28 protein-coding genes are annotated in these 25,330 nt (G+C 40.2%); 9 read left to right on the forward strand and 19 right to left on the reverse strand.

All coding sequences use genetic code 11. The features are described 5' to 3' along the window. Positions 1 to 272: 272 nt before the first annotated feature. Entirely contained in the window at positions 273 to 965 is a 693-nt protein-coding gene (locus tag BANVL01_RS02440) for a Crp/Fnr family transcriptional regulator (protein ID WP_066096228.1), read from the forward strand. 52 nt (positions 966 to 1,017) lie between these two features. Here the strand turns inward: BANVL01_RS02440 and BANVL01_RS02445 are convergent, their stop codons facing one another. From BANVL01_RS02445 to BANVL01_RS02455, 3 genes are all read right to left on the reverse strand, one after another. After that, on the reverse strand, positions 1,018 to 2,142 hold the full coding sequence (locus BANVL01_RS02445) for a TIGR04053 family radical SAM/SPASM domain-containing protein (RefSeq protein WP_066084320.1): 1,125 nt from the start codon (positions 2,140 to 2,142) through the stop codon (positions 1,018 to 1,020). Between the two features lie 839 nt (positions 2,143 to 2,981). Further along, positions 2,982 to 3,320 (reverse strand): DsrE family protein, encoded by a 339-nt coding sequence (locus tag BANVL01_RS02450; protein WP_066084317.1) that lies wholly within the window; start codon positions 3,318 to 3,320, stop codon positions 2,982 to 2,984. A gap of 16 nt (positions 3,321 to 3,336) precedes the next feature. Continuing rightward, a complete protein-coding gene (locus BANVL01_RS02455) occupies positions 3,337 to 3,645 on the reverse strand; it encodes a metal-sulfur cluster assembly factor (RefSeq protein ID WP_066084314.1) in 309 nt (102 codons plus the stop codon). A 224-nt stretch (positions 3,646 to 3,869) separates the two neighbouring features. Here BANVL01_RS02455 and BANVL01_RS02460 point away from each other — a divergent pair, with 224 nt between their 5' ends. The 3 genes from BANVL01_RS02460 to BANVL01_RS02465 all read left to right on the forward strand — a co-directional run bounded on the left by BANVL01_RS02460 (position 3,870) and on the right by BANVL01_RS02465 (position 5,137). After that, positions 3,870 to 4,685 (forward strand): Cof-type HAD-IIB family hydrolase, encoded by an 816-nt coding sequence (locus BANVL01_RS02460; protein WP_066084312.1) that lies wholly within the window; start codon positions 3,870 to 3,872, stop codon positions 4,683 to 4,685. A gap of 112 nt (positions 4,686 to 4,797) precedes the next feature. After that, on the forward strand, positions 4,798 to 4,950 hold the full coding sequence (locus BANVL01_RS27645) for a hypothetical protein (protein WP_169802772.1): 153 nt from the start codon (positions 4,798 to 4,800) through the stop codon (positions 4,948 to 4,950). Between the two features lies 1 nt (position 4,951). Continuing rightward, the gene (locus BANVL01_RS02465; protein WP_066084310.1) at positions 4,952 to 5,137 is read left to right on the forward strand and encodes a DUF3813 domain-containing protein; all 186 of its coding nucleotides are present in this window, start codon (positions 4,952 to 4,954) and stop codon (positions 5,135 to 5,137) included. Between the two features lie 94 nt (positions 5,138 to 5,231). Here the strand turns inward: BANVL01_RS02465 and BANVL01_RS02470 are convergent, their stop codons facing one another. Further along, positions 5,232 to 6,074 (reverse strand): YitT family protein, encoded by an 843-nt coding sequence (locus BANVL01_RS02470; RefSeq protein WP_066084308.1) that lies wholly within the window; start codon positions 6,072 to 6,074, stop codon positions 5,232 to 5,234. Positions 6,075 to 6,179: 105 nt separating this feature from the next. Here BANVL01_RS02470 and BANVL01_RS02475 point away from each other — a divergent pair, with 105 nt between their 5' ends. Continuing rightward, a complete protein-coding gene (locus BANVL01_RS02475) occupies positions 6,180 to 7,043 on the forward strand; it encodes a DegV family protein (RefSeq protein ID WP_066084307.1) in 864 nt (287 codons plus the stop codon). Positions 7,044 to 7,075: 32 nt separating this feature from the next. On the opposite strand, the gene BANVL01_RS26505 is transcribed toward BANVL01_RS02475, so the two are convergent. Then, the gene (locus BANVL01_RS26505) at positions 7,076 to 7,207 is read right to left on the reverse strand and encodes a DUF3941 domain-containing protein (RefSeq protein ID WP_082804848.1); all 132 of its coding nucleotides are present in this window, start codon (positions 7,205 to 7,207) and stop codon (positions 7,076 to 7,078) included. A 71-nt stretch (positions 7,208 to 7,278) separates the two neighbouring features. Beyond that, positions 7,279 to 8,142, reverse strand: a complete 864-nt coding sequence (locus BANVL01_RS02480) for a CvfB family protein (protein ID WP_066084305.1) — start codon at positions 8,140 to 8,142, stop codon at positions 7,279 to 7,281. Positions 8,143 to 8,278: 136 nt separating this feature from the next. On the opposite strand from BANVL01_RS02480, the gene BANVL01_RS02485 reads away from it, so the two are divergent. Together BANVL01_RS02485 and BANVL01_RS02490 are read left to right on the forward strand one after the other, a co-directional pair. Then, positions 8,279 to 8,770, forward strand: coding sequence for a YajQ family cyclic di-GMP-binding protein (locus BANVL01_RS02485; protein ID WP_066084303.1), 492 nt, complete (start codon positions 8,279 to 8,281; stop codon positions 8,768 to 8,770). Between the two features lie 104 nt (positions 8,771 to 8,874). Then, positions 8,875 to 9,747, forward strand: coding sequence for an SDR family oxidoreductase (locus BANVL01_RS02490; protein ID WP_066084301.1), 873 nt, complete (start codon positions 8,875 to 8,877; stop codon positions 9,745 to 9,747). A 34-nt stretch (positions 9,748 to 9,781) separates the two neighbouring features. Here BANVL01_RS02490 and BANVL01_RS02495 read toward each other — a convergent pair whose 3' ends face one another. Next, positions 9,782 to 11,305, reverse strand: a complete 1,524-nt coding sequence (locus tag BANVL01_RS02495; protein ID WP_066084299.1) for an alpha-amylase family glycosyl hydrolase — start codon at positions 11,303 to 11,305, stop codon at positions 9,782 to 9,784. Positions 11,306 to 11,429: 124 nt separating this feature from the next. Next, positions 11,430 to 13,277, reverse strand: coding sequence for an asparagine synthase (glutamine-hydrolyzing) (gene asnB / locus BANVL01_RS02500; protein WP_066084296.1), 1,848 nt, complete (start codon positions 13,275 to 13,277; stop codon positions 11,430 to 11,432). Positions 13,278 to 13,503: 226 nt separating this feature from the next. Between asnB and BANVL01_RS02505 the strand changes: the two genes are divergently transcribed. After that, a complete protein-coding gene (locus tag BANVL01_RS02505) occupies positions 13,504 to 14,067 on the forward strand; it encodes a DUF2777 domain-containing protein (protein ID WP_066084292.1) in 564 nt (187 codons plus the stop codon). A 142-nt stretch (positions 14,068 to 14,209) separates the two neighbouring features. Here BANVL01_RS02505 and BANVL01_RS02510 read toward each other — a convergent pair whose 3' ends face one another. Then, on the reverse strand, positions 14,210 to 15,238 hold the full coding sequence (locus tag BANVL01_RS02510) for a ThiF family adenylyltransferase (RefSeq protein ID WP_066084288.1): 1,029 nt from the start codon (positions 15,236 to 15,238) through the stop codon (positions 14,210 to 14,212). 215 nt (positions 15,239 to 15,453) lie between these two features. Between BANVL01_RS02510 and BANVL01_RS02515 the strand changes: the two genes are divergently transcribed. After that, positions 15,454 to 17,283 carry an aldehyde ferredoxin oxidoreductase family protein gene (locus tag BANVL01_RS02515; protein ID WP_066084285.1) on the forward strand — a complete coding sequence of 610 codons (1,830 nt, stop codon included), beginning with the start codon at positions 15,454 to 15,456 and terminating at the stop codon, positions 17,281 to 17,283. A 36-nt stretch (positions 17,284 to 17,319) separates the two neighbouring features. On the opposite strand, the gene BANVL01_RS02520 is transcribed toward BANVL01_RS02515, so the two are convergent. From BANVL01_RS02520 to BANVL01_RS02565, 10 genes are all read right to left on the reverse strand, one after another. Continuing rightward, positions 17,320 to 17,592: a MoaD-like domain-containing protein gene (locus tag BANVL01_RS02520; RefSeq protein ID WP_066084281.1), complete on the reverse strand. Its 273-nt coding sequence runs from the start codon at positions 17,590 to 17,592 to the stop codon at positions 17,320 to 17,322. 1 nt (position 17,593) lies between these two features. Then, positions 17,594 to 17,866, reverse strand: coding sequence for a ubiquitin-like small modifier protein 1 (locus tag BANVL01_RS02525; protein ID WP_066084277.1), 273 nt, complete (start codon positions 17,864 to 17,866; stop codon positions 17,594 to 17,596). A 139-nt stretch (positions 17,867 to 18,005) separates the two neighbouring features. Continuing rightward, positions 18,006 to 18,356, reverse strand: coding sequence for a YisL family protein (locus BANVL01_RS02530; RefSeq protein WP_066084275.1), 351 nt, complete (start codon positions 18,354 to 18,356; stop codon positions 18,006 to 18,008). A gap of 115 nt (positions 18,357 to 18,471) precedes the next feature. Beyond that, on the reverse strand, positions 18,472 to 19,392 hold the full coding sequence (locus BANVL01_RS02535) for a fumarylacetoacetate hydrolase family protein (RefSeq protein WP_066084272.1): 921 nt from the start codon (positions 19,390 to 19,392) through the stop codon (positions 18,472 to 18,474). A gap of 106 nt (positions 19,393 to 19,498) precedes the next feature. Further along, positions 19,499 to 20,359, reverse strand: a complete 861-nt coding sequence (locus BANVL01_RS02540) for a type II secretion system F family protein (RefSeq protein WP_235845469.1) — start codon at positions 20,357 to 20,359, stop codon at positions 19,499 to 19,501. 63 nt (positions 20,360 to 20,422) lie between these two features. Further along, a complete protein-coding gene (locus tag BANVL01_RS02545; protein WP_066084268.1) occupies positions 20,423 to 21,388 on the reverse strand; it encodes a type II secretion system F family protein in 966 nt (321 codons plus the stop codon). 11 nt (positions 21,389 to 21,399) lie between these two features. After that, positions 21,400 to 22,722, reverse strand: coding sequence for a TadA family conjugal transfer-associated ATPase (locus BANVL01_RS02550; RefSeq protein ID WP_156482176.1), 1,323 nt, complete (start codon positions 22,720 to 22,722; stop codon positions 21,400 to 21,402). Between the two features lie 116 nt (positions 22,723 to 22,838). Then, positions 22,839 to 23,681 carry a CpaE/TadZ family protein gene (locus BANVL01_RS02555; RefSeq protein ID WP_235845470.1) on the reverse strand — a complete coding sequence of 281 codons (843 nt, stop codon included), beginning with the start codon at positions 23,679 to 23,681 and terminating at the stop codon, positions 22,839 to 22,841. Positions 23,682 to 23,701: 20 nt separating this feature from the next. Continuing rightward, positions 23,702 to 24,403, reverse strand: a complete 702-nt coding sequence (cpaB, locus tag BANVL01_RS02560) for a Flp pilus assembly protein CpaB (RefSeq protein WP_066084262.1) — start codon at positions 24,401 to 24,403, stop codon at positions 23,702 to 23,704. A gap of 9 nt (positions 24,404 to 24,412) precedes the next feature. Next, positions 24,413 to 25,330 (reverse strand): pilus assembly protein TadG-related protein, encoded by a 918-nt coding sequence (locus tag BANVL01_RS02565; protein WP_066084258.1) that lies wholly within the window; start codon positions 25,328 to 25,330, stop codon positions 24,413 to 24,415.

Here is a 25,330-nt window from a genome sequence, read left to right on the forward strand (position 1 = left end):
TTTAATCGTATGTTAATCTTAACAGATGTACACAAATGATTAAATGATTGTTTTTGGTATCAACTTTTTTACCCTAAATTGTTTCGACTTACACTCCAAATCAGTATAATCACAGTTAAATTTAAAAATCTGATGAGTTTTCACTATATTGTCATTGTTTACTTCTTTTTATTGACCAGTCTTGAGCTAAACTAATACTAATGAATCCTAAAAATTGATTAAAAAAATAGATTGGCTAAAAAAAGAAGTTAGAGGTGAATCAATTGACGACGATGACTATGAAACCAACCCATTCAATTGAAATAAAAGAATTGCTTAAATTTGCAGATCGGAAATTTAGAAGTGAAAGAGGAACCTTCCTTTTTCAGGAGGGAATGCTGGCGGAAGAGCTCTACATTATCGTTTCCGGCAAAATTCAAATCAGCAAAATCACATCAGACGGCCGTGAACTTTCCTTAAGGATTTGTGGGGAAAACGATATTTGCGGCGAATTAACCCTTTTTACTGACAACCCAAGATATTTATTAAGTGCCAAGGTTCTTGAAGAAGGTGAAATTGTCGCGATTAAAAAAGAAGTGATTGAAAGTGAAATTTTTCAAAATAGTAAGCTAGCGTTTGAATTTATGAAATGGATGAGTGACCATTTTCGTAAAACACAGACGAAATTTCGTGATTTAGTCTTAAATGGAAAACGCGGCGCCCTATTCTCAACACTTATTCGGATGTCTAATAGTTATGGCATTCCAAAAGACAACGAAATTTTAATCGACTTACCGTTAACGAATCAAGAACTGGCAAACTTCTGCGGCACCTCCCGGGAAAGTACCAACCGCATTCTTAGTGATTTAAAGCGTGATAAAATCATTGCTGTTAAAAAAGGAAAAATATCGATATTGAATTTACAATACTTAAAGGACGAAATTGGCTGTGAAAATTGTTCAGCGGTTTACTGTAATATAGAATAACATAAATATCTATTACGAGGCTGTCTCAAATTAGTGAGGCAGCCTCGTTTTTTTATTGCACTTGTTTTTCTCTTAATGACTTTGGAATATAGACACAGAATGGTTCGCTTTCAAGGTAATCACCTGTCATCGCATAGGCCCGTGACCTTGAACCGCCGCATACATAGCGAAATTCGCAAACGCCGCATTTCCCTTTATAAAGATCTGGATTTCTTAACGATTGGAATATTGGCGACTCACGGTATATTTCTGCTAAAGGAGTTTCACGAATATTACCGGCCTTGACAGGTAAAAGTCCACTTGGGTACACATCCCCAATATGCGAAATAAATACAAAACCATTTCCGTCATTAACGCCTTTCGGTGCACGTCCAAGACCGTCGATTGAGCCTGTTAGCCCTTTTTCCGTTAAGGCACTTAAATAATCAATTTCATCTGCCGTTTCCTTCGCTTCACGCATTTTTTGCTGAATCACAACACGGCGGTAATGCATGGCTTCTGTTGTTTTAATATCAAAGGATACGCGCTTGCTTAGTTCATAAAGCCATCTGAAAACTTTTTCGTGTTCAACTGGAGAAATCATATCAGATGCCTGGCCTCTTCCAGTCGGAACGAGGAAAAAGACACTCCATAAGACACAGTTCAAATCTTCAACCATTTTTGCCATTTCTTCAAGGTATTCAATATTGTATCTGGAAATAACCGTATTAATCTGAATCGGTAATCCAACTTCATGCAAATATTTAATTTTTTCCATGGTGAGGTCAAATGAACCAGCCGTGCCGCGGAAATGGTCATGAACCTCTGCTGTAGGTCCGTCAATACTAAATGCCCAACGTGCAAGTCCCACTTCTTTTGCCTTTTCAATTGCTTCTTTGGTAACATTTGGTGTCGCACTTGGTGTCATTGAAACACGTACACCTTTTTCAACTGCATATTTCGCAATTTCAAAAACATCTTCCCTCATGAGCGGATCTCCGCCCGTAAATACAAGCATTGGATTGTTCATGTCATATATTTGATCAATTAAATGTTTACCCTCTTCAAACGATAGTTCCCGAGGATCCCTTTTATACTGGGCATCCGCTCGGCAGTGCAGGCATTTTAATTGACATGCCCTGGTGAGTTCCCAAATTACGATAAATGGATCTTTATTAAAATCTCGGCTAAAAGCCATATGAAACGCCTCCCAAAAACGGCTATTTCAAACTCAAACAGCCTTAATACCTTGTATTATAAAGGTGTTAAAGTTATAAAAAAGTGAGCTATCTCACAACCTACAGGCTATATATGTCCGTTTTGTGAAGGAAAAAAAACAGCAGAAAAAATCTTAACAGGTTCCGTTTCCTGTCGCAAAACCCGAAAATGCAATCGAAAATGCATCCAATTTGTACTGCCTTTTGTATCTGTTTTTGCATAAAAAAATAAAATGGCTCAGTTCCCTATACTGAGCCATTTTTAATATCTATTTTTGCTCCCGCCAACCATAAAAGAGCGGACTCAGAGGAGGAATCAGCATGTTTTGATAAATAAGCGGAGAAATTTCTCTTAATTGGGAAATGGCACTGAAAATTGCTTAAATAGACGGAAAGATTCCTACTATTGACTCAAAAAACGTGAAAATGGGTAATTTTCCTTTGCTTAATCGGAAAAACTCCGCTTATATCACCCAAATCGGGCTCTATTCTGCGGCTAACCGGAAAATCTCCTCGTATTTTAATATCACTGGATACTCAATGAAGGATAAGACTTCACATCAACATATATATCCAATTATTATGTGTTGTGTAGCATTTTTTGTAAGACAAATTGTATACCAAATTGAGGGTAATATTGTAGAGGTGCAACAGCCATTGTACCCCTACAATTTGGGGTGCATTTTCCTATGCAAATTTTCCATATAATTTCGTCACAAATTGCTTTACCCCAATAAAAAACGAGTGTCAATTTCATATGCAAATTGGCACTCATTTTATCTTACATTTTTAATGTTTGTGATAGGAAACGGAACCCGTTTTAAGAAATGGTTAATACTTCATGTTTAGCCGCTAGGTCAATAAAATCAGCCATTCCGCTGATTTTGCCAACTGTCAATTTTTCACTTACTCCATAGTGGTCTGCACATGTTTTACAGGCAAAAATTTCTGTGCCCCTGTCTTCTAATTCTTTCAAATGTACGGAAACAAACGAATCCTCGGTCATCGTCAGCACGCCGCTGTTCATACAAAATACAGCGACAGGAAGCTCATCCTTTTGCTTCAAAATCGTAAAAAATGTTTCAAGGATATTTTCACCAAGTACTTGGTCTCCCCTGCCGAGCTGATTCGAGCTTACTAATATGATTTTATTTTTCATATTGGTTCACTGCCCCTTAACGAATTCCTAAGGCTATTTTCGCATAACGCGACATCATCTCTTTGTTCCATGGCGGATTCCAAACGATATTTACTTCTGTGTCTTTGACCTCAGGGATATCTGCCAAGGCTCTCTTTACTTGATCGACAATCGTTCCAGCAAGCGGACAGCCCATTGAGGTTAATGTCATCGTAACTGTTACTTGCCCTTCATCATCCATTTCAACATCGTAGACCAAACCTAAATTAACAATATCTACGCCAAGCTCAGGGTCGATAACTAACTCCATTGCGCCCATAATATTTTCTTTTAATTCTTCATTCATTTCCATTCACTCCTATATATTGATATTATCAAGTATAAATAAAATTAGTATATCTGTTTTCTAAAGCTTTTGATGTGAATTTTTTTACAGGTTAGCTATAAAATTGTTAACATGGTAAGTATAGAGAAAATAATTCCCCATAATGTTAGTGTATCATGGAGACAAACATTTTCCTAAAGCGACGCATTGATTGATAAAAATTAATAGTAAGAAGGGGACCCCTTATGACAGAGAGACATTTAATTGCATTAGACCTTGATGGGACATTATTAAAAGATGATAAAACAATTTCCGCCAAAACAAAGGAAATCTTAAAAAAAGCAAGAGAAGATGGACACATCGTTATGATTGCCACGGGAAGGCCTTATCGTTCCAGTGAAATGTATTATCACGAGCTCGATTTGGACACGCCCATTGTCAATTTTAACGGGGCCTTTATGCACCATCCGCGAAATCCTAATTGGGGCTATTATCACGAGCCTCTTGATGTAAAGGTAGCGAAAGATATCGTCGAAGCTTGCAGAAGCTTTCAGTTCCATAATATTATTGCCGAAGTGATTGATGATGTTTATTTCCACTATCACGATGAAAAACTTTTAGATATTTTTAGCTATGGCAACCCCAAAATTACTACAGGGGATTTAGCTGATTTTCTACAGGATGCTCCAACGAGTATGCTAATCCATACCGAGGAGGATCAGTTAAAAACGATTCGTGACCATTTATCCGCAGTGCATGCCGAAGTAATTGACCAGCGCAGCTGGGCAGCTCCATGGCATGTAATTGAAATTATTAAGGTTGGTTTAAACAAGGCAGTGGGTCTGAAAAAGGCTTCTGAATATTTTGGTATTCCAGCCGAAAGAATTGTCGCGTTTGGTGATGAAGATAATGACCTAGAAATGCTTGAATATGCCGGTCATGGGATTGCCATGGGAAATGCGATCGATCAGGTGAAAAATATTGCCAATGATGTCACATTAACGAATGAAGAAGATGGTGTTGGTCAATATTTGACGGACTTGTTAAATATTAAATTATAGTTCTTACAAGGCATTGTTTACCTAAATGAAGACAGACATTTTGGAGCATACTATTTTGTGAGGCAGCGCTGCTGTTTCAATACGAGCTTCTTAGCATATTGGAGGGATTCGAATGGGTAAATCAAACAAATCAAAACGCTTTGTCCAGCAAGGAAAGGATACCGTTAACAAGCATGCCGAACGTATTCCTTATCACATGACCTACGCTGAAGCGGAAGCTCAGAAAATGGCCAATGTGCACGAATCCTCGCTTGGAGGAATTTAACATGGGAAACCAATTGTTCCAGGAAGCACGGAGATTTGTTGAGATGGCGAAATCCGCTAACCCAGCTGACCTTGATTCTGCTGCCTTAAAGGCAAAGAATGCACTTAGTTCTGCTTATGCCAATTCGACTGTAGCAGAGCAAGCCCAGCTCCAACAAATGCAGCAAGAGCTTGATCAGATTACCTAGAAAAAGCGGAGGTGTCCATAGAGGCACTTCCGCTTTTCCTATTTACTTGGAAAGCACTAGTCGATACGCGGCGTAAATGAGGCTTGCGCTTTTGTTAATCTCTACGAAAAAAGCCATAAACCCCCGTTGTCTGGATGATATTTGTAAAAGCATTGGGGTCCACTTCTTGAATAATTCTTTCTAAATCATAGAGCTCGTAGCGGGTAATCACGATCATCAGCATGTCTCTTGTTTCATTTGAGAATGCCCCTTTTGCCGGAATCATCGTGATTCCTCTAACAAGTGAAGCATGAATCGCTTTTTTTAATTCATCCGTCTTTTTCGTAATAATCATCGCCGTAAGTTTGGCATGCCTTGTATGGATGGAATCAATCACCCTTGTTGAGGTGTATAAAGCGACAAGCGTGTAAAGAGCTTTCTCAGGACCATAGAGAAGGCCTGCTGTCATAATAATGATGCCATTTAATACAAACATATACGGTCCAATTGGTTTGTCCTTCATCCTTGATAACACCATGGCAATAATATCAACACCACCTGTAGAAGCCCCCCATTTCAAGGTAATCCCGACTCCTATGGCTAATATAACACCACCAAATACGGCATTTAATAAAATATCATGCGATAATTGTTTAATTGGAATCATCGTCAGAAATAAGGAGGAAAGGACGACACTTAAAAAACTATAAACTGTAAAAGATTTTCCTACCTTTATCCAGCCTAAAATGGCGACAGGAATATTTAACAAAAGTAATAAAAAACCCATCGAAATATGGATTGGTGTATAATCACTTAACACCTTAGAAAGTAATTGGGCGATTCCAGTAAAGCCGCTTGAATAAACATTTGCTGGAATCAGAAATAGATTCATCGCAATTGCGTTTAATAAAGCACCGAATATCACAATGACTGTCTTTTTCGTTTGGAGCCAAAACAATGGTGTGTCCTCCTTTATAATTTATAATCTGCAATTTGATAATTGTATTTTTATGGTGAAACCGATACACTGAAACTATATATGATGTGAAAGCAGGTGAGCTTCATGGAGGTAAAAATCCTCGCTGACAGCGCATGCGATTTACCAAAAAGTTTTTATGAAGAAAATAATGTCACTTTAATCCCCTTGAAGGTCCATATTAATGATGAAGAATTTGAAGATGTAAAAACGATTGATCCCAAAACCGTCTATGATGCAATCCGAAATGGAATTGTTCCGAAAACATCTCAAGCTTCTCCGCTTGCCTTTGAGGAAATCTTTACCGAAATGGCGGAAAAAAATGAAGACGGTATATACATAGCATTCTCTTCTGCATTATCCGGTACTTATTCAACCGCTGTTATGATTCTTGACCAAGTGAAGGAAAAATATCCAAACTTTAATTTAACGATTGTTGATACGAAATGTGCATCACTTGGTTCTGGTCTTGTCGTCATGGAAGCAGCAAGGCTAGCCGCAAATAACGTGGCTAAAGAAGAAATTTTAAAAGATGTGCGATTTAGAAGCGGGCATATGGAGCATCTATTTACGGTAGAGGATTTAGATTATTTGGCAAAGGGCGGCCGTGTCTCGAAAGCGTCAGCCTTTTTGGGCGGATTATTGAACATCAAGCCGATATTAAACGTGGAAGACGGCAAACTTGTTCCAATCGAAAAAATCCGCGGGAAGAAGAAGGTGTTTCGCCGGATTATCGAAATCATGTCCGAGCGCGGAAATGGTATGAAGGAACAAGTAATTGGCATTAGCCATGCCGATAATGAAGCAGGGGCATTAGAAATGAAAGCACTGATTGAGGAAGCATTTCATCCGAAAGAAGTCTATATTTCTTCGATTGGTTCGGCTGTTGGATCTCATACAGGTGCGGGAACCATCTCAATTTTCTTTTTAAATAAAATACCTAATCGATAAAAAAATGAGTGAGGTGCGCCCTCACTCATTTTTTATTTATGATCTGTCTGTTTAGAGTATTGATTTTTTCCTGCCTGACGATTTTTCTCGCGCATCATATTCTTTTCGTGTTTTAGGGCATTATTATCTTTTGCTTTTTTGTCATTATCGGAAGTATGCGGCATAACCTTACCCCTTTCAAATTGCTTACGCTTATTAGTGTAATCAATCTAAAAAAGAGTATGTACTTATCTTGTTAATCTTTCTTGACATATGTCCAGCTGCCTTCTTGATACGCTTTGCCTTCTTTCATCAATTTTCCGAGGGCACGCTTAAACGCCCCCTTACTTAAGTTAAAACGTTCTTGTATTTCTTCAGGCATACTCTTATCGCTGAATGGCATAGAACCATCTCTACTCAGTAAATATTCGTAAATGCGTTCTGCATCTTGATCTTGGGATTCCTCTTTCCTTGCGAGTAAAGAAATGTTTACCGTTCCGTCTTCCTTTATATCAATAATCCGTCCCTCTACCATTTCGCCTAAGCGGGGCTCCTGTGGTCTTTGTGACTCATGAATGAATCCTTTAAATCCCTCAATTGTATAAATCCAGCTTCCTACCTTTGCTGTTCGGTAAATATGTCCCTGAACATTTTTGTTGAAATTTTCTCTTGTTGCTTTTACAGAAATGGATTCTATAATTGGGTCGCTGGCGAGCTTCGCATAAAGCAGATAATTGCGGCTCAGCTTTAAAGTTATATAGACTAAATCCCCTGGCTTCGGCCAGACTGACTTATGTGTCGGCAAATCGTCTATTCCTAACAAAATATCCTTTGGTAGCCCAATATTTAAGAAAACACCAATTTTCGGATTTGTATCTGTTACCTTAACCCATCCATAGCGTCCGACGGCAATTTCCGGGATGGTAGTTGAAGCGGAAATTCGTCCTTCCGAATCAACATAAAGAAAAACCTCTACCTGGTCCTCTTCTTGAAATTCTTGATCTGCCTGATTGATATGAAGCAAAACATCTTCATTTCCATCAGTTAAAAAATAGCCGAAAGTTGCTTTACGGGCAACTGTTAAGGTAGTGGATTGACCAATAAGTTCTTGTAATGACATCATTACTCCCCTTTTCTTTTCATGGAGCTTTTCCTGAATCTTGTTATAACTGCTATATTTTACTATAATGTAGCCATAAAGGGAAACTTTTGCAGGTAATGTTTCCATCTATTGTTGATAAAATGGAGGTTTGGTTATGTCTAAAGACAGCTCATTTGATATTGTATCCAAAGTAGACTTTTCTGAGGTCACAAATGCAATTACACAAACAATGAAAGAAATTGGTACGCGTTACGATTTTAAAGGCAGCAAAAGTGAAGTCTCACTTGATAAAGAAGAGCTAGTCCTAATTTCAGATGATGAATATAAAATGGACCAGCTAAAAGATGTATTATTTAGCAAAATGATTAAACGAGGTATCCCAGTTAGAAACCTAGATTACGGAAAAATCGAAAAGGCATCCGGCGGCACCGTTCGCCAAAGAGCCAAACTTGTCCAAGGTATCGATAAAGAAAATGCCAAAAAGATTAATACCATTATCAAAAACAGTGGTGTAAAGGTGAAAAGTCAGGTGCAGGACGATCAAGTACGTGTGACCGGTAAAAACCGCGACGATTTGCAAAAAATCATTTCTTTGGTGCGCGAAGCTGATTTAACGGTGGATGTGCAGTTTATTAATTATCGCTAAACAAACGGCGGAAGGGGTTATTATTCCTTCCGTTTTTTTGTCTTCATATTTTTGCTCATTTATCAAACACTAACAATTGAATAAACATGTGGAGGTTTTCGTAAATGAGCAGTAATCAAAATAATCAAAAGCCGACCTTTCCACCCCAGCATCAGAACACGCAGCCAGGACTAGAAAGTGAAATGGAACCTAGGCCAACCTCTGTTGATGCCAATTATCAAGCTGGCGGAAAATTAGCAGGCAAAACGGCCATCATCACAGGAGCAGACAGTGGTATTGGAAAATCTGTCGCTATTTATTTTGCTAAAGAAGGCGCAGATATCGTAATTGTCTACTTAGAAGAACATCAGGATGCGGAAGAGACAAAGCAGCTCATTGAAGCGGAGGGCCGAAAATGCCTGCTAATTGCTGGCGATATTGGCAATGAAGAATTTTGTAAAGAGATTGTTAATAATACAATTACTGAATTTGGCAAGCTTGACATTCTTGTAAACAATGCCGCTGAACAGCATCCACAGCCAAGCCTGCTGAATATTACATCTGCTCAGCTCGAAAAAACATTCCGGACAAATATTTTTTCCTATTTTTATATGACAAAAATGGCCCTTCCCTATTTAAAGAAAGGTGCATCAATCATAAACACTGCTTCCATCACTGCCTATGAAGGTAATGAACAATTATTGGATTACTCTGCGACTAAAGGAGCAATTGTCTCCTTTACCCGCTCGCTTTCAAAATCATTGGCACCACAAGGAATCAGAGTAAATGGTGTTGCTCCAGGGCCAATTTGGACGCCGCTGATCCCATCGACATTTACCGCTGACCAAGTAGCGACATTTGGTTCAACCACTGCGATGGGAAGAGCCGGACAGCCATCCGAGCTCGCACCAAGCTATGTTTTCCTGGCATCAGATGATTCTTCCTTTGTCAGTGGTCAAATGATCCACGTCAATGGCGGGACAATCGTAAATGGGTAAAAAAACGCACCGGCGGGTTCTCCGCCGATGCGTTTTATTCTATTTTTTTATTTTTTCTCCTTTTGATGATAAAGAACAGGAAGATAAAGACTAATATATAGACAAAAATTAACGACGCAATAAGTGTGATATTAATGCCGCTTTTTTCTGTTTGGACATATATTTCAGAATTATCGCGATCGATTATCAGAATATATTGATTACCATGACTGCGGACAATGTCCCCGTCGAGTAAGCCGCGGAGCTCTTTGCCTTCCGCTAACTGCTCAGCTGTTAAGATGACCTTCTGCGATTTGCTCGTATTGTTTATCGCAATAACCGATGTTTCACCTTGATAGACTCTTTTATAAACCACCATTCCTTGCTTGTCATAAAGGATTTCCATCGTTCCTCTTGTCAAAGATGGCAGCTGATTTCTTAATCCGCCAATCTTGGTAATATAATCAATTAGTTCTTTCTCTGTCCGGAAATTCATTTGCTGGCGGTTATCGGGAATTTCTCCCCCGCTTAAGGCGATTTCAGTCCCATAATAAACAATAGGAATTCCTGGGGTGGTATAAAGATAGGTCAAAGCCGTTTTCCAGCGAGAGCCAGGGAATTGCCTCTTTTCTACAATATCATTTGTAAATCTTACAGAATATTCATCATCCATAAAATTTGGTCTCAAAAAGGAGGGCTGACTGTCAACAACATTTGGATAAAGGTTACTGAAGGATTGATCCGTTGTTGCCAGCGTTTTTCTCAATTGGGCATTGTAATTGTAATCAAATAGGCTGTCTATTCCTGCTGTTTCATATTGTTTCAAGCCAGTGGAAGTATTTTTTGACATTATGCCTAACAGAAAAAAATCCTTCTTCTCTTTCTTCACTTCCTTTGAAAAATCATTCCAAAAGCTTAGTGGAACATTGTTTACCTCTGGTAGACTATACCCATCGACGTCTGTTTTCTTAATCCACCATTTTGCCGCATCAATTAAGTATTTTTTCACCTCAGGATTATCCTGATTAAGGTCAGGCAAACCATCGACCCAGCCATTTTCCAGCTCCTGTTGATTATTCCAATCATTGATTTCCTGTTTTTCATGAAACCAGCCCTGCTTGCTGGCATCACTTACCCACGGATGACTGGCTGCTACGTTGTTTGTGACAAAATCGATTATAACCTTCATTTTCCGTTTATGTGCTTCTTTTACAAGCTCTTGGAAGGTCTTAATCGTACCAAAATGCTCGTCCGTTTTGTAAAAGTCCTCCACCCAATAGCCATGGTAGCCATTCTTGGCATTGTCGAAGATAGGAGTCAGGCGAATCGAAGTGAATCCCATATCATGTATGTAATCTAATCTTTCAATAATTCCTCGAAAATCACCCCCGTTAAAGCTTAGCAGATCCTGTGCATTAACATCGGTGTCATTTTTTATATCGCCATTGTTGAAACGATCAATCATAATAGAATAAACAGATTCATCCTGCCATAGGCTGCCTTCTTTTTTTACTGCAGCATGTGCAGGAGTGGATGAGAATAGTAATAATGCGAACAAAAAGAGTGTCATTTTTTTCATTTAATTTCCTCCTCTAAAAAAGGAAGAAGGCGGCCCCTCTTCCCTACACTCATTTTAAGCTAATAAAGATTTTATTCCAAATTTAATCCACCATTTCAGGCGTTTTTTGTAGAATAATGACCAATTAATTCACTATGTTAATATTGTAATCTTTGAACCATGTGTGTAACTGCACAAGGTAGGCCAATAATTGCGGCCCAGTCATCAGCTGTCCAAACCAAGGCTCTTGAAAGGAACTCCCTCCGGACTCGACAATCCTTTCTAGCTGCTGCCTATCGAAGAATTCATGTAAGGCTGAAGTCTTATCTTGCAAAATCTCCACCATCCATTTTTGGATTGTCATAACATACTCCGGGTTATGTGTTTTGGGATAAGGACTCTTCTTCCGGTAAAGAACTTCCTCCGGGAGGATCCCCTCAAAGGCTTTACGAAGGATTCCTTTTTCCCTCCCTTGATACATTTTCAGCTCCCAGGGGATATTCCAAACATACTCGACAAGACGGTGATCCGCAAAAGGTACTCTGACCTCCAGGCTAGCCCCCATACTCATTCGATCTTTTCGATCAAGCAGAGTCGTCATAAACCAAATCATATTAATGTAGAATAATTCTCTGCGTTTTGATTCTTCTGCACTTTCCCCTTCTAATCTAGGAGTTTCAGCCACTGCCTGGCGATACTGTTCCAGGCAATATTCATTCAACATCAATCTTTCCTGCCAATGCAGCTTCAACAAATTATGCCGTTCTGTAACAGAGCGCATCCAGGGAAATCCCGGCCGCTCCAAGTCGGTCTTGCGATGGAACCATGGGTAGCCTCCGAAAATTTCATCGGCACATTCTCCTGACAGGCTGACAACAAAATCCTTTTTTATCTCCCGGCAAAACCAGAGCAGCGAGGAATCCACGTCCGCCATACCCGGAAGATCCCTAACATGTGTGGCTTCTAACAAATCGTTTACTAATTGTTGCTGTGAAATAGTTTTGTTAAAGTGCTTAGTACCAAATTTATCCCTTACCATTTGAATGAATTTCCCGTCTGCATCCGGCTGGAATTCATTCGCAGTAAAATAGTGGTCATTTCCTTCATAATCAATCGAATACGTATGGAGCTGCCCTTTATTTTCTTTAGAGAAGCCTTTAGCAGCAATGGCTGTGATGATACTTGAATCAAGTCCGCCTGATAAGAAGGTGCATAACGGTACATCAGAAACGAGCTGCCTTGTAATCGCATCGCTTACTAAAAAACGGACCTTTTCTGCGGTTTCCTCAACATTGTCCTTGTGTTGCTCACTTTTTACATTCCAATAGCGCCAAATCTTCAGACCATTTCTTGAAAATGTTAGCGCATGGGCAGGTCTAAGTTCTTTTATTCCTTTAAAGACCCCTGAACCAGGCGGGCGGGATGGTCCTGCTCCAAAAATTTCGGCTAGCCCCTCATGATTGATCTCGGTTTTTATTTCAGGATGGGCAAGGATTGCCTTGAGTTCCGATGCAAAGATAAGTCCTTGTTTGTGTTCTTTGAAAAATAACGGTTTTACCCCGAGACGGTCTCGTCCAATAAAGAGTTGTTCTCTCTTACTATCCCAAATTGCAAAGGCATAGATGCCATTTAAATAATTTACACATTCTTCCGCCCATTCTATATAGGCGGATAACAATACTTCAGTATCAGAATGACCTTTAAAAGAATATCCTTTAGTAAGGAGAATTTTGCGGATATCTTCCGTGTTATATAATTCCCCGTTGTAGCAAATTGTGTAATGATAACCCATTTTTTGCTTGGACATTGGCTGCCTTCCCCCTGCTGGGTCGACAACAATTAATCTTTTATGCCCAAAACCTACATGTGTATCTGTCCAGATGTTCGTTTCATCGGGGCCTCTCTTTGCCAGCGTTTCGGCCATTTTCGTAAGGGGTTCAGTTTCTTTGCTAATTATTTTCTTAAAATCAATCCATCCAGATATTCCACACATGTACTAGTCTCCTTCCTTAACCACTACTAGACATTTAATACATGGTCTATTGTATTCAGCCCATGATATTTGGTTAATTGTCCAGAAATAGGAAATTCGGATTTGCGTTAAGCAAATTTTTTCACTATCGGGAGTATTATCCATACTCTTTTAAAATAATCAGGTTATAAAATTTCAGGAAGATGTCTAAAAAGGAATATGTAAGCATCTGGCACGGAGGTTAACAATGAATCGACAACAACGAATCCATCTATTCGATATTCAAAAGCGAGCCTATACCGAAGGAACTGTTGAACAAATTAACGATCAATGGATATTTTTTGATGAGGAGTCTGAAGAAGCTGCCATGTTAGAAGATTATCTGCAGCAGGAGATTGAAATCTTTCGGATGAATCGCTGGAAAAAGGGGATATTGTTTGAATCAGGTAAAGTCCGCATCGGGAATGAAGTAATCATGCTCCGTGACCATGATTTAGTGCGGATTAAGAAACATTTAATCTACTCGCTCGAAAGATTGTTAGACGGGATAAATGATGATGCGTTTTTCCAGTTCATAACCACATTAAACTCATTAAACTTCTCCATTTTCGATTGCATTTATTGTTACAACCATTTATCGTTTTTAGCAGATGAACAGCGAAAAGATGGTGTGAACTTTATGGTGTTCGATAACCAGGAGCAAATTTGTAACGTTCAGCATCATTTTTGCTACTTTGAAAAGATTAATGACCGGTTCGAATTCACCTTAAACACTGGAAAGAGATTAATAATCGAAAAAATGATTTCATAAAGAAAACTCGCCGACTGGCGAGCCCGTTAGGGCGAAGACAGAGGCGTAGTTGCACTTATGCCTGATTGGAAAGTTATACTTTCCAATCGGCTAAAGAAAAGGCGTGGAAAATCCATGCCTTTTCTTCATTTACAGGATTAGTTTAATTCCCTATATATTTCGCATAGAGCATTTTTGCTTTAACGATATCATTTGTTCCATGGATGAGGACGCGGGCATCCTTAAATACGACAATTGAAATATCTGCTTCAGGGTAAAAACGCAATAGAAATTCATTCCCTGATACTTTTCCACTCACCTTTAGATACTCAGCCAATTTTTTTAAATCAAGCTCGCGTTTATTCCTTGGATTGATTTGAACGGTATTGCGGCCACATAGCGTTGTATAGGCCACCTGAAGATTAGAAGACCGGTCTAGAAAATCAAATTGGCCTTGAGCACATGCTGGACAATTCGGATTCCTCCCCTTAGAAATATCCATTTGCATCGTGGTAACATCCCAAATATCAATTTGTTCTAGGTTAGGAGTGGTATCTGTAGCGACCAATAATTTAATCGTTTCCATTGCTTGATAGGAGCCGATAATATCCGTTAACGGTGATAGGACACCAACCGTATCACATGTTTCACCCGTTCCGGACGGCACATGTGGAAACAGACAGCGATAGCATGGAGTAATCCCTGGTTTTATTACGGCAAACATTCCTCTGGAACTTACCGCAGCACCATGTACCCACGGGGTTCCGGTTTTAATAGCGACATCATTAATTAAGAACCGGGTCATGAAATTATCCGTGCCATCGACAATGACTTCAAATCCGCTTAATAATTCTTCAGCATTATCGAGGTTTAAGTCTGCAATCACTGCCTCTACAGTTATGGTGGAATTAATTTTATTTAGTCTTTTTTGGGCGGCAATTGCCTTAGGAAGATTTAATCTGGCATCTTCTTCATCAAAAAGCGTTTGCCGCTGCAGATTGGATAACTCCACTAAATCGCGATCAATCAACCTTATATGCCCAACACCGGAACGAACAAGATGGTTAGCAATCACGGTGCCAAGTGCTCCTGCTCCAACAATAGCAACTCTGCTTGTCAGCAATTTACGCTGTCCCTCTTCCCCAATCGCCCGAAAAAGGATTTGTCTTGAATAACGTTCTAAATCATCCATCAATTATTCCTCTTTTCCAAAAGACTTTAAATAACTCCTACATCCAAACATGCTTAATACTATAATCATATCAAATTATCTTTCTTTACATAATTTTTAATTTTAATAATATTCTAAAAAGTGTATAATAAATATTGGGTTTATAGATAATTTTTGGCGAAATCTCTTAGCTATTTGATAAGAGATTAATATAATTTGAAAGTGAGGGAAAAACTTTGAATCTAGGCGGGTTTAAAAACAAAGAAGTGCTAGTTGATTTAACGGAAGGGACCGTTGGATACAGGTCCATCAACGAAGAGGATGCAATAAAGTATATTGGCGGCCGGGGACTTGGGGTCAAATATGTATTAGATAACGGTCCTGAAGTCGAGCCATTGTCGGCAGAGAACGCTCTATGTATCATGACAGGCCCTGTAACCGGTTCACGTTCATCGATGAGCGGACGCCTTTGTGTGGTTACAAAATCGCCGCTAACGGGTACTGTTACTGATTCCCATATCGGCGGCTGGACAGCTGCACGTTTGAAATGGGCTGGTATCGATAATATTATTTTCACCGGAAAAAGCGACAAGCCAGTTTACCTTTATATTGAAGATGGGAAAGCAGAAATCCGTGATGCCTCGGACTATTGGGGAACTAGTACCAGAGCATTTATTAAGGCAATGAAAGACCAATATGGTGAGTCAGACCTTAGTGTCATGACCATTGGTCAAGCAGGTGAAAATACCGTTCGCTTTGCCTCCTTTATTAATGAACATGACCGGGCAGCAGGCCGCGGCGGTACAGCTGCTGTTGCCGGCTATAAAAAATTGAAGGCCATTGTGATCAAGGCGGCCCAAAAAGGCAATATGCCGGTGCCTAAGTTAGATGGTGAATATAAGGAAGCCAACAAAAAAGCGGTTAAAGCGATTCTTGACGGCGGCTTAACGGCGCCGAATAAAGGTGGACTATCTGTTTATGGTACAAACGTGTTAACCAACCTAATTAATGAAGTCGGAGCACTGCCAACGAAAAACTCACAGCTTACTCACTGGGATGAGGCAGAAAAGCACAGCGGTGAATATGTTAACACCCATTTACGAGTAGCTAACAACACCTGCCATGCCTGCCCGGTTGGCTGTAAAATTGAGGTTGAAGTAAAAGATGGTAAATATAAGACACGTGTCGAAAGTATTGAGTTTGAGTCTGCCTGGTCGCTCGGTTCCAACTGTCTATTAAGTGATGCGGAAGCAATTTCTTATATGATTGACCGCTGCAATGAATATGGTCTTGATACGATTGAGCTGGGGCACGCCTTCTCTGTAACGATGGAGGCTTTTGAAAAAGGGATCATTTCAGAAGAGCTAGTCTGGGGTGACGCCGACTCCATGATTGAATTAACTAGAAAGATTGCTTTCCGCGAAGGCTTTGGCGGCGTTCTTGCTGAAGGTCCTGCCAGAGCAACTGCACTATGGGGGGCTCCTGAATTATCGATGTCCGTTAAAGGTCAATCTATTCCAGCTTACGACCCACGCGGAATCCAAGGTATTGGCCTTGGTTATGCAACAAGTAATCGCGGCGCCTGCCACCTGCGCGGCTATACCGTAGCCAGTGAAATTGCTGGTATTCCGGAACCAACTGACCGCCTGCAGCCAGAGGGTAAGGGCGAATTATTAAAAGTATTCCAAGATATGTTAGCATTCTCAGATTCTATGAATATTTGTAAGTTCTCTTCTTTCTCTGAAAACGCTGAGCATTATGCCGAGCAATATAGTGCGATGACTGGCGTCCAATTGACAGCGGATGACGTGATGAAAGCTGGGGAAAGAATTTATAATCTTGAGCGATACTATAATAACCTTGCAGGCTTTAATCAGCGTGATGATGACTTCCTCCCCAAACGTTTCACTGAAGAACCTGCTTCTGGAAACAGTGCCGGGGCTGTCAGCCGAATGGATATCATGCTTGAAGAATACTATCAAGTCCGCGGCTGGAAAGACGGACTGGTTCCTGAAGAAAAGCTTCGTGAACTAGGTATAATTGACCCTGAAAATCAATTAGCATAAAAAAGGCTCCTGCGTTATTTATTTCGCAGGAGCCTTTTAACCGCCTATTCTGGTTGTTTTGTACCGATATTGTTTGATGAGTTCTAACATTGCAGCTTCATTCTCCGCTTCAAAACGGACTTGTACTGCATTAACTTTAAAACTTGTAGTAAATGCTATTTCCTTTTCGGATAAGATCTTTCCGCTCCAGCCATCCCCTGCAAAGACGTACGGGTAGCTGTCCGATATCGGTACAGCTCCGAGTTCTTCAAAATACATACCGAGGTGTTCCCGGTTAATGCCGCGAAACTCTAAATCTCTTATTATCACATCAGCCGCCTGCAACCGGAGGGAAAAGCGCAAACTGATCCGTTTCCTCGACCTTAGTCTGAAGGTTGTCAAGATGGATAATATTCCTCCCATTAACGTACACATGGACAAATGGAAGCAGCTCTTTTTCTGCTGTAAAAATTTCATCCTTTAAATCAGGGAACATAACAACCATTTTATCAAGCACATCGATAACCCGGTCCCCATCTGGCTGCACCTCTACTGTTACCCCGCCGCAAATTTGCCGAAGATTTGCAAACACCTTTACGAGCATATGGATCCTCTCCTTTCTACTACTACCAATTTTAAAACCAAAGACCAATGTTGTCACCCTTGATTATCGTCTTCCGCAAAATAAAAAGGCTGACGAGGATTAAATTCTCAGCAGCCTTGGTTTAATATCATTATAGGTATTAAATATCATAAATATGTAAAACATGAAAACCTAAATAAAGAACAATTACCCATGCAACTACAAACTGGATCCAAAAAACAGACGTCCTTCTGTTATTTGCGACTCGACCGAGAATCATTTCAAATAACCCGACTATCCAGAGTCCTGCCGCAGCTTTTAAAATATGTTGAGTGTCCAAACCTGTCTTAATAAGCATCCCAATTCCGGTTCCAATAATTAGCAAATATAGTACTCTTAAAATCATTTGGACAATTTTAAATCCTTTTGCCTTACCACCCTTATTCAAAAAAATCGCTACAAAAAATAATATTAGAGCTAAAGCCCAAGCTGTTACATGACCGTGAATCATTTAAATTGCCTCCTTATGTATTTTTTTCGACTTTATCATACCATAGGCAATTTTAAAATACGAAGAAATGAACCCAGATATAATGATTAACGTAGAATTGTTACTTTATAAGTCGTTAGTAGGCTTCATTATCCCCAACCTTGTTTATTAAAGTACCGATTCCTTCAATTGAAATATCTATTTGGTCGCTAGGCTGCAAAAATTGGGGCGGCTTGAATCCTTTCCCTACACCAGCAGGAGTGCCCGTTGCAATAATATCACCCGGTTCAAGCGTCATGCCTGCAGATAGTACGGCTAGGACCTCTTCAATCGGAAAAATAAAATTCTTGGTATTAGAGCTCTGCCTTACTTCTCCATTTACCTTTGTTTGAATATCCAAATGATTTGGATTGTCTATCATACTTTTATGGACAATCCACGGCCCCATTGGGCATGTCGTATCCAAGCTTTTTCCGATGAAAAATTGGTTGTGCCTCGATTGTAAATCACGCGCTGTTACATCATTAACAATGGTATAACCGAACACATAATCAAGTGCCTCTTCCTTCTTTATCGCCCTGCCCTTTTTTCCAATAATAACGGCTAGTTCTCCTTCATAATCCAGCTGGCTCGTTACAGCATGATGGGGTAAAATCGTTCCATTAGGACCAATAACTGTAGTTGGCGCTTTGGTAAAAACCATAACATGCTTAGGGATACCTTCGGCGCTCCCCATTTCAATCGCATGCTCCGCATAATTTTTCCCCACACAAAAGATATTCTTGCTCGGCCTTGGAATCGGAGCAAGTAAGGTCGCCGCTTCTAGCGGAATGAAAAACGAATCAGACTTTTCCCTACTTTCCACCCACGCTAACAGACCATTGACTTGATTGATAAAACGCTCCTCCATGGCGATACATTCCAGCAAAGAAGCTGGGAAGCTTTTTTGTCCTGTTCTTGCTTCTTCCGCAGGATTAAGTAAAAGTATTTTTGATTCATTCGAATCGACTACACCGACAAACGATTCATTATTATGTTGGACTGTTACAAATCTCATTGTTACTCACCCCTGTTTTTATTGACTACGACTTATTGAGGAAACAAACAGAACAATCAATAAATATAGTAACACGATAAAGCCCTATACACATAGTGCAAAGGGTTTAACCATTTTTAAAAGTCTCAATAAATTGAATCACCGCCGGCCCTAACAAAACAATAAATAAACTTGGGAAGATGAAAAGTACTAACGGAAACAGCATTTTGATGGGTGCTTTCATCGCCGTTTCTTCTGCCCGCTGTTTTCTTTGCTCTCTTACTTCATTAGAAAGGACCCGGAGCACTTGAACCAGGCCAATTCCGAGTTTCTCTGCTTGTAAAACACTGCTAATAAATGCCCTAATTTCATCTACCTCAAGTCTTTCCCTGATTCCCGAAAGTGCCTCCCTGCGCGTTTTTCCAAGCCGGATTTCTTCTAGGCAGCGGTGGAATTCCCTAGAAAGAACTCCATCCTTTTTGGCAACAACTTTCGTTACAGCACCGTCAAATCCTAGCCCTGCTTCAAGACTTACAGTTAACAGATCCAATATATCGGGAAACTCTCTTAATGCAAGACGGCTCCTCGCCTTCGTCTTCTGCTTTAAATAAAAGTGTGGGACAAAAAAACCCATCAGGATGCCAAACAATACAAAGACGACAACCACACCTGAACCTGCATTTAACAGGGCCCCATATCCGAAAAAAATCAGCGGAAGGATAAAAATTGCGACAGTCTGAACTAAACGAAAGTCAACTGCCGTCATCCCAAATGGATTTCCCGCCATTTGGAGCTTCAAATCAATTTTAGCTTCCTTTTCCCCTGGCATCCTTTTTTTAAAGCTTTTTCTAAAATCTACAAACAATGGCTGGATAAATCTATTAAAAAATGATGGCTGTTTTTCCTCAACTATTTCGTCCTTATTACCTTGTTCATTCAATAAGAAGAAATCTAAGCGATCCTGAACTAGATTTTTTTTCTTAGACATCATCGACAAAATCCCATAAATAGCTAAGGTGACAGTCAAAAATAATGATAGATATACCACGGGCTACACCTCGATATTGGTAATTTTTTTGATTAGGATAAAGCCAATTATTCCTGAAATGAGTCCAGCAGCAAGCATTGCTAAACCAATTGGATTATGAAAAAGAGTACCAATATAATCTGGCTGGATAAGATAAAGGAATAATCCAAGAAATACTGGCAGCAGTGCAATAACATAGCCGGATAAACGTCCCTGCGCAGTCAGCGTAGAAATTTGCCGATGGATTTTTGTTCGATCACGGATAGTTTCAACGATTTTATCAAGAACTGTAGCAAGATTTCCGCCTACCTGCCGTTGAATCAAAATGGCTTGGATCATTAAATCTAAATCCTCGCTTGGCATTCGTTCTGATAAATCATGAAGCGCCTCTTCAATACTTTTCCCGTATTGCATTTCTTTCAATACAGATTCCATTTCATCCTTTATGGGTGACGTCGCTTCTTCAGCAACTGATTTTAATGCTTGTGGAAAGCTAAAGCCTGCCCTTAAGCTTCCAACAATAGTGGTAATCATGTCAGCAAGCCCTTCATTAAACTTGGTAACCCTTTCCCGTTGTTTCTTACGGAGATACCACTTTGGCAGGATAAATCCGAAAATGGCGCCAACAAGAATAAAGAACCATTTTCCCGTTAATAAAAAGCTCAGCCCGCCTGACAATGCTGTCGCTATCCACTGAAAGAGGATGTATTCTTCCGGCATTAATGGCAGTCCCGCTTGTGCCAGCTTTATCTCAAGTCTGGTGTTCTTTTCTTTCGTTAATACTTTTTTCTGGATTCTTTGTTTCATCTTTTGAATAAAAGAAAACCGCGGTCCTGCCAGTTTGTTTCCTTCCGCCTGCTCCTCTGACATCGATAAATAATGCTCCATCCGATTTTGCAGTTTATTTTCTGTCCGAAATATCAATTTAAATAGAGATAGGAACAAAAAAAGAACTGTTAAGAAAAAGGAGAATAATAGTAGGAACTTCATTGGATCCACTCCTAATTTTCAATAAACACCGATGCCGGAATATGAATTCCTGAGGCTTCGAGGCGCTCATAAAACTTCGGCCTTACACCGGTTGGAACCAGACGGCCAATTATTTTTCCTTCTGAATTAAGCCCTTCTTGTTTAAAAGTAAAGATATCTTGTAACACGATTATTTCCCCTTCCATGCCCTGTACCTCGGTAATGCTGACAATTTTTCTTGTCCCGTCCTTTAGGCGTGACTGCTGAATAATCACATCAATAGCACCGGCAATTTGTTCCCGGATTGCTTTTACCGGTAAATCGACACCGGCTAACAGAACCATTGTTTCAAGCCGGGAAATCATATCCCTTGGACTGTTTGAATGCCCTGTCGCTAAGGATCCATCATGTCCCGTGTTCATTGCCTGAAGCATATCGAGGGCTTCTCCGCCGCGGACTTCCCCAATGATCACCCGGTCAGGTCTCATCCTTAGAGAATTTCTAACAAGGTCGCGTATTGAAATTGCCCCTTTTCCTTCAATATTTGGCGGGCGTGATTCTAATGAAACAACATGCTCCTGCCCCAGTTGGATTTCTGCCGCATCCTCAATGGTCACAATTCTTTCATCATCTGGGATAAAATTGGACAAGACATTGAGTGTGGTTGTTTTCCCGGAACCTGTACCGCCACTTACAAACATATTTAACCTTGCCTTGACACAGGCATCAAGGAAAATCGCCATTTCCTCTGTGACCGTTCCAAAATTGATTAAATCGTTAATCTGAAAAGGGTCCTTAGCAAATTTCCTGATTGTAATCGTCGGACCATTTAGGGCAAGCGGTGGAATAATTGCATTTACACGTGAGCCATCCGGGAGCCTGGCATCAACCATTGGTGAACTTTCATCAATTCTTCGGCCAAGCGGTGAGACGATTTTTTCGATGACACTCATAACATGCTCATTATCACGAAATTGGATGGGCGTTAACAATAATTTCCCTTTCCGCTCACAATAAACTTGGTCTGGACCATTAACCATGACCTCGGAAACATCCTCATCTAACAGAAGTGGATTAATTGGTCCAAAGCCCGTTAAATCATTAATGAGTTCATCGACCACTTTTTTTCGATCAATTTGCCCGCGGAACTCTTCTTCCTCTTTAATGATTTCAATGGCCATACCATCGAGTTTAGGAATAATCTGATCAATCTCTTGTTCTTTAAGCTCGAATAGAATTTTTTTATGAAGAACATTCTTTAGTTCCTGGTTTTTGTCAACTTTGCGTTCCTTGACCTGTTCTTTCTTTTTTTCTTTTGGCCGCTGTTCTCGAAACGGCGTCACAATGTCGAGCATGGGTGAGGGAGTTGGATTTTCAAGAGAAGAATTATGTTTTTGCGGTTCGCCAACGATTTGATTGTTTTTTTCTTGAATTCGCGCGAGTAAACTCATTCATTCAACCCACCTTATCATTATTTCTTTGAAAACCATTTTCCAAAAGGGGAATGACTTTTCTTTGTTTTCTTCGCAGTAATTGCCCCAGATTCACTGGAAATTAATTCGGCCATTTTAAAAACACTTTTAGCCGCCTCGGATTTTCCATGTTTTATCACGAATGGAACTCCAAGGTTAATTGATTGCGAACAAATCTGAAAATCATTTGCGATATAGATTGGATTTTCCACCGCTAAAATTTTTGCTGCATCTGTGGCTTTTATTACGCTTTCCATATTCGCCCTGTTGATGATAGTTCTGGCTCTTGACCGCAGCCCCAGAATGTCCAACGTTTCAAGCAAGAGCTTTGTATTTTTTAGGGAAGCCATTTCTAAATTCGTCACAACTAAAATCTGGTCGGCCCGTTCGATGAACTGAATCGCTTGCTCGTTCAAGCCAACCGGAGTGTCAACGACTACATAATCATGGCCTGCGACCATGACATCTACTATTTTGGTCACTGCCTCATTCGTTACTAAGTCAGCAAATTCCGGCCTCTCCGGTGCTGACAAGACTCTGACTCCACTTTCATGGACAGCTAAATAATTGGCAAGGCTGTGTTCATCAATTGATCCCATCCCCTCTACAACTTCCTTAATTGTCAGCGAGGTTTTAAGATCCATTGCAAGATTTACGTCACCAAACTGAAAATCTCCGTCCAAAATCGCTACTGAGAAATTTTTCTTTATTAATGCCACCGCTAAATTAACCGTTAGTGTGGTACGACCAATCCCGCCCTTTGCACTGCAAACAGCTATTAATTTCCCGCGCTTCTGATGAAGATTAACCTCTGCAGTTTGCATATTTTCATGGCTTGTCATGAATCGTCACCTTCCATTACTTAATCGTTTTGCTTTGATTTATTTTCCTCGTTCATTACGGGCCGTTTATTAAGGATAAAGTGAATCTTGCCTTCTTCAGAAGCATTCACAAGCTTTACGGCCTCATCGGGTTTAATTTCTATCGTCACTGAGCTGTATTCTGTATAGGGCTCCTTTGTGTTTTCAGGCGTTTGCATTTTTCTGCCAACAGCCAGTACCCTAGCTTTTTTCAATAACATCACCGATTGGGCCACGTCCTGATTTGCCGCGTCCTTAATTATTTTCGTAAAAATGACGTCCACTTCGTCTTCTGGTTCTATCAGATTTGAAACGGATTGGTTTATATTTACACCGATTGATACGGCACTATATCCTTCGCGTACCTTCCTTGAGACGTAAACTCCTTCTTCCTTCTCAGAGCCAAGCCGGTGGCTGAGAATCGGTTCATCCTTTTCAATCATTGCTGTCGCCAATTTACCTTCCGCTTCTGCCTGCACCGTTACCATATTCTGCAAGACATTTTCTTTCGGCATTTGCACAATTCCCAGTTTTTCCGAACTTATCTTTTCATTCTTTTCAATCTTTTCTTTTGCGACGACAACGCTGACCGTTTCAACAGTAGCAGCCTTCTCGGTATTCGTTTGCTTCATATATTGAAAAAACAAAATGGTGGTAACCATCCCCATAACCAGTGATAGCATTAATACCATTTTCGACTTCATTTCCTCCACCTACTTCGTTAAACGTATGCTGTAAGCGCCTCTATCCTTACTTCCCTCAACATATGAACCCGTTCCTGTTCTCTTTATAAAAACTCCATTAATCGAAGTATCTTTCGAACTCATCGGGTCGGTAATATAAAAATAGGCAAAACCCGTCACCTGTACTTGTTTCATTTTACCGCCGCTGTAGTCATATGGCTTATAGACTAGCACGAGGATAATTCTTGAACATTCCCGCATGCTGTAGTCTCCAGGCGGCTGAGAACAGCCATTCACTCGGTCTTGAATCGCATCTCTTGTTTTCCCTGCGATATTTCCTGATTCAGTATTGATTACATCGCCGACTTTTATCTCTGCTTGATAGCCGTTACGCAAATTTTCTTCATATGTTTTTGCTCCCGGGCCCCCAAGCGCTAAGATTCCAAAATTACCAGTTTGTGAGTCTGAAGAATCCACCTTCAATTGGTAAGTTCTTAAGTATTCAAGTGGAACACTTTCATCAATTCCTAATGGTGCTGCACCAACTGCCCTTCCAATCGCGGCCAAACCTGCTGCCGCACGGGCCTTCACATCCACTTTCTCATAGCCAAATATTTTTGCGAACGTAAGGTTGACCGATTTTGTTAATGTAACTGCCACTTTATTCCCCATATTAATATCGATATTTGCGTTTGATGTAGTATCTTTATGGGCGGTTAAGATGTATTGAACTGTGTCTTTAACCTTTTGCTCCGTAGTTGTAAGCTCCTGTGCCCCGGAAAGAACTGCGGCATTTGCTTCCTTTTGCAGCTGGCTTTTTTTCATATAAAGCAGACTTCCATCTATCGCGAGACCAGCCATGACTAGGATGACCATCAGCGAGATAGCTCCTAGAATAAGCGTATTTCCCCGCTCTTCATTGAATAATTTTTTGAAAAAATAAAGCAT

Origin of the sequence: Neobacillus novalis NBRC 102450 (genome assembly GCF_001591805.1) — a bacterium.
Classification (GTDB): Bacteria; Bacillota; Bacilli; order Bacillales; family Cytobacillaceae; genus Neobacillus; species Neobacillus novalis.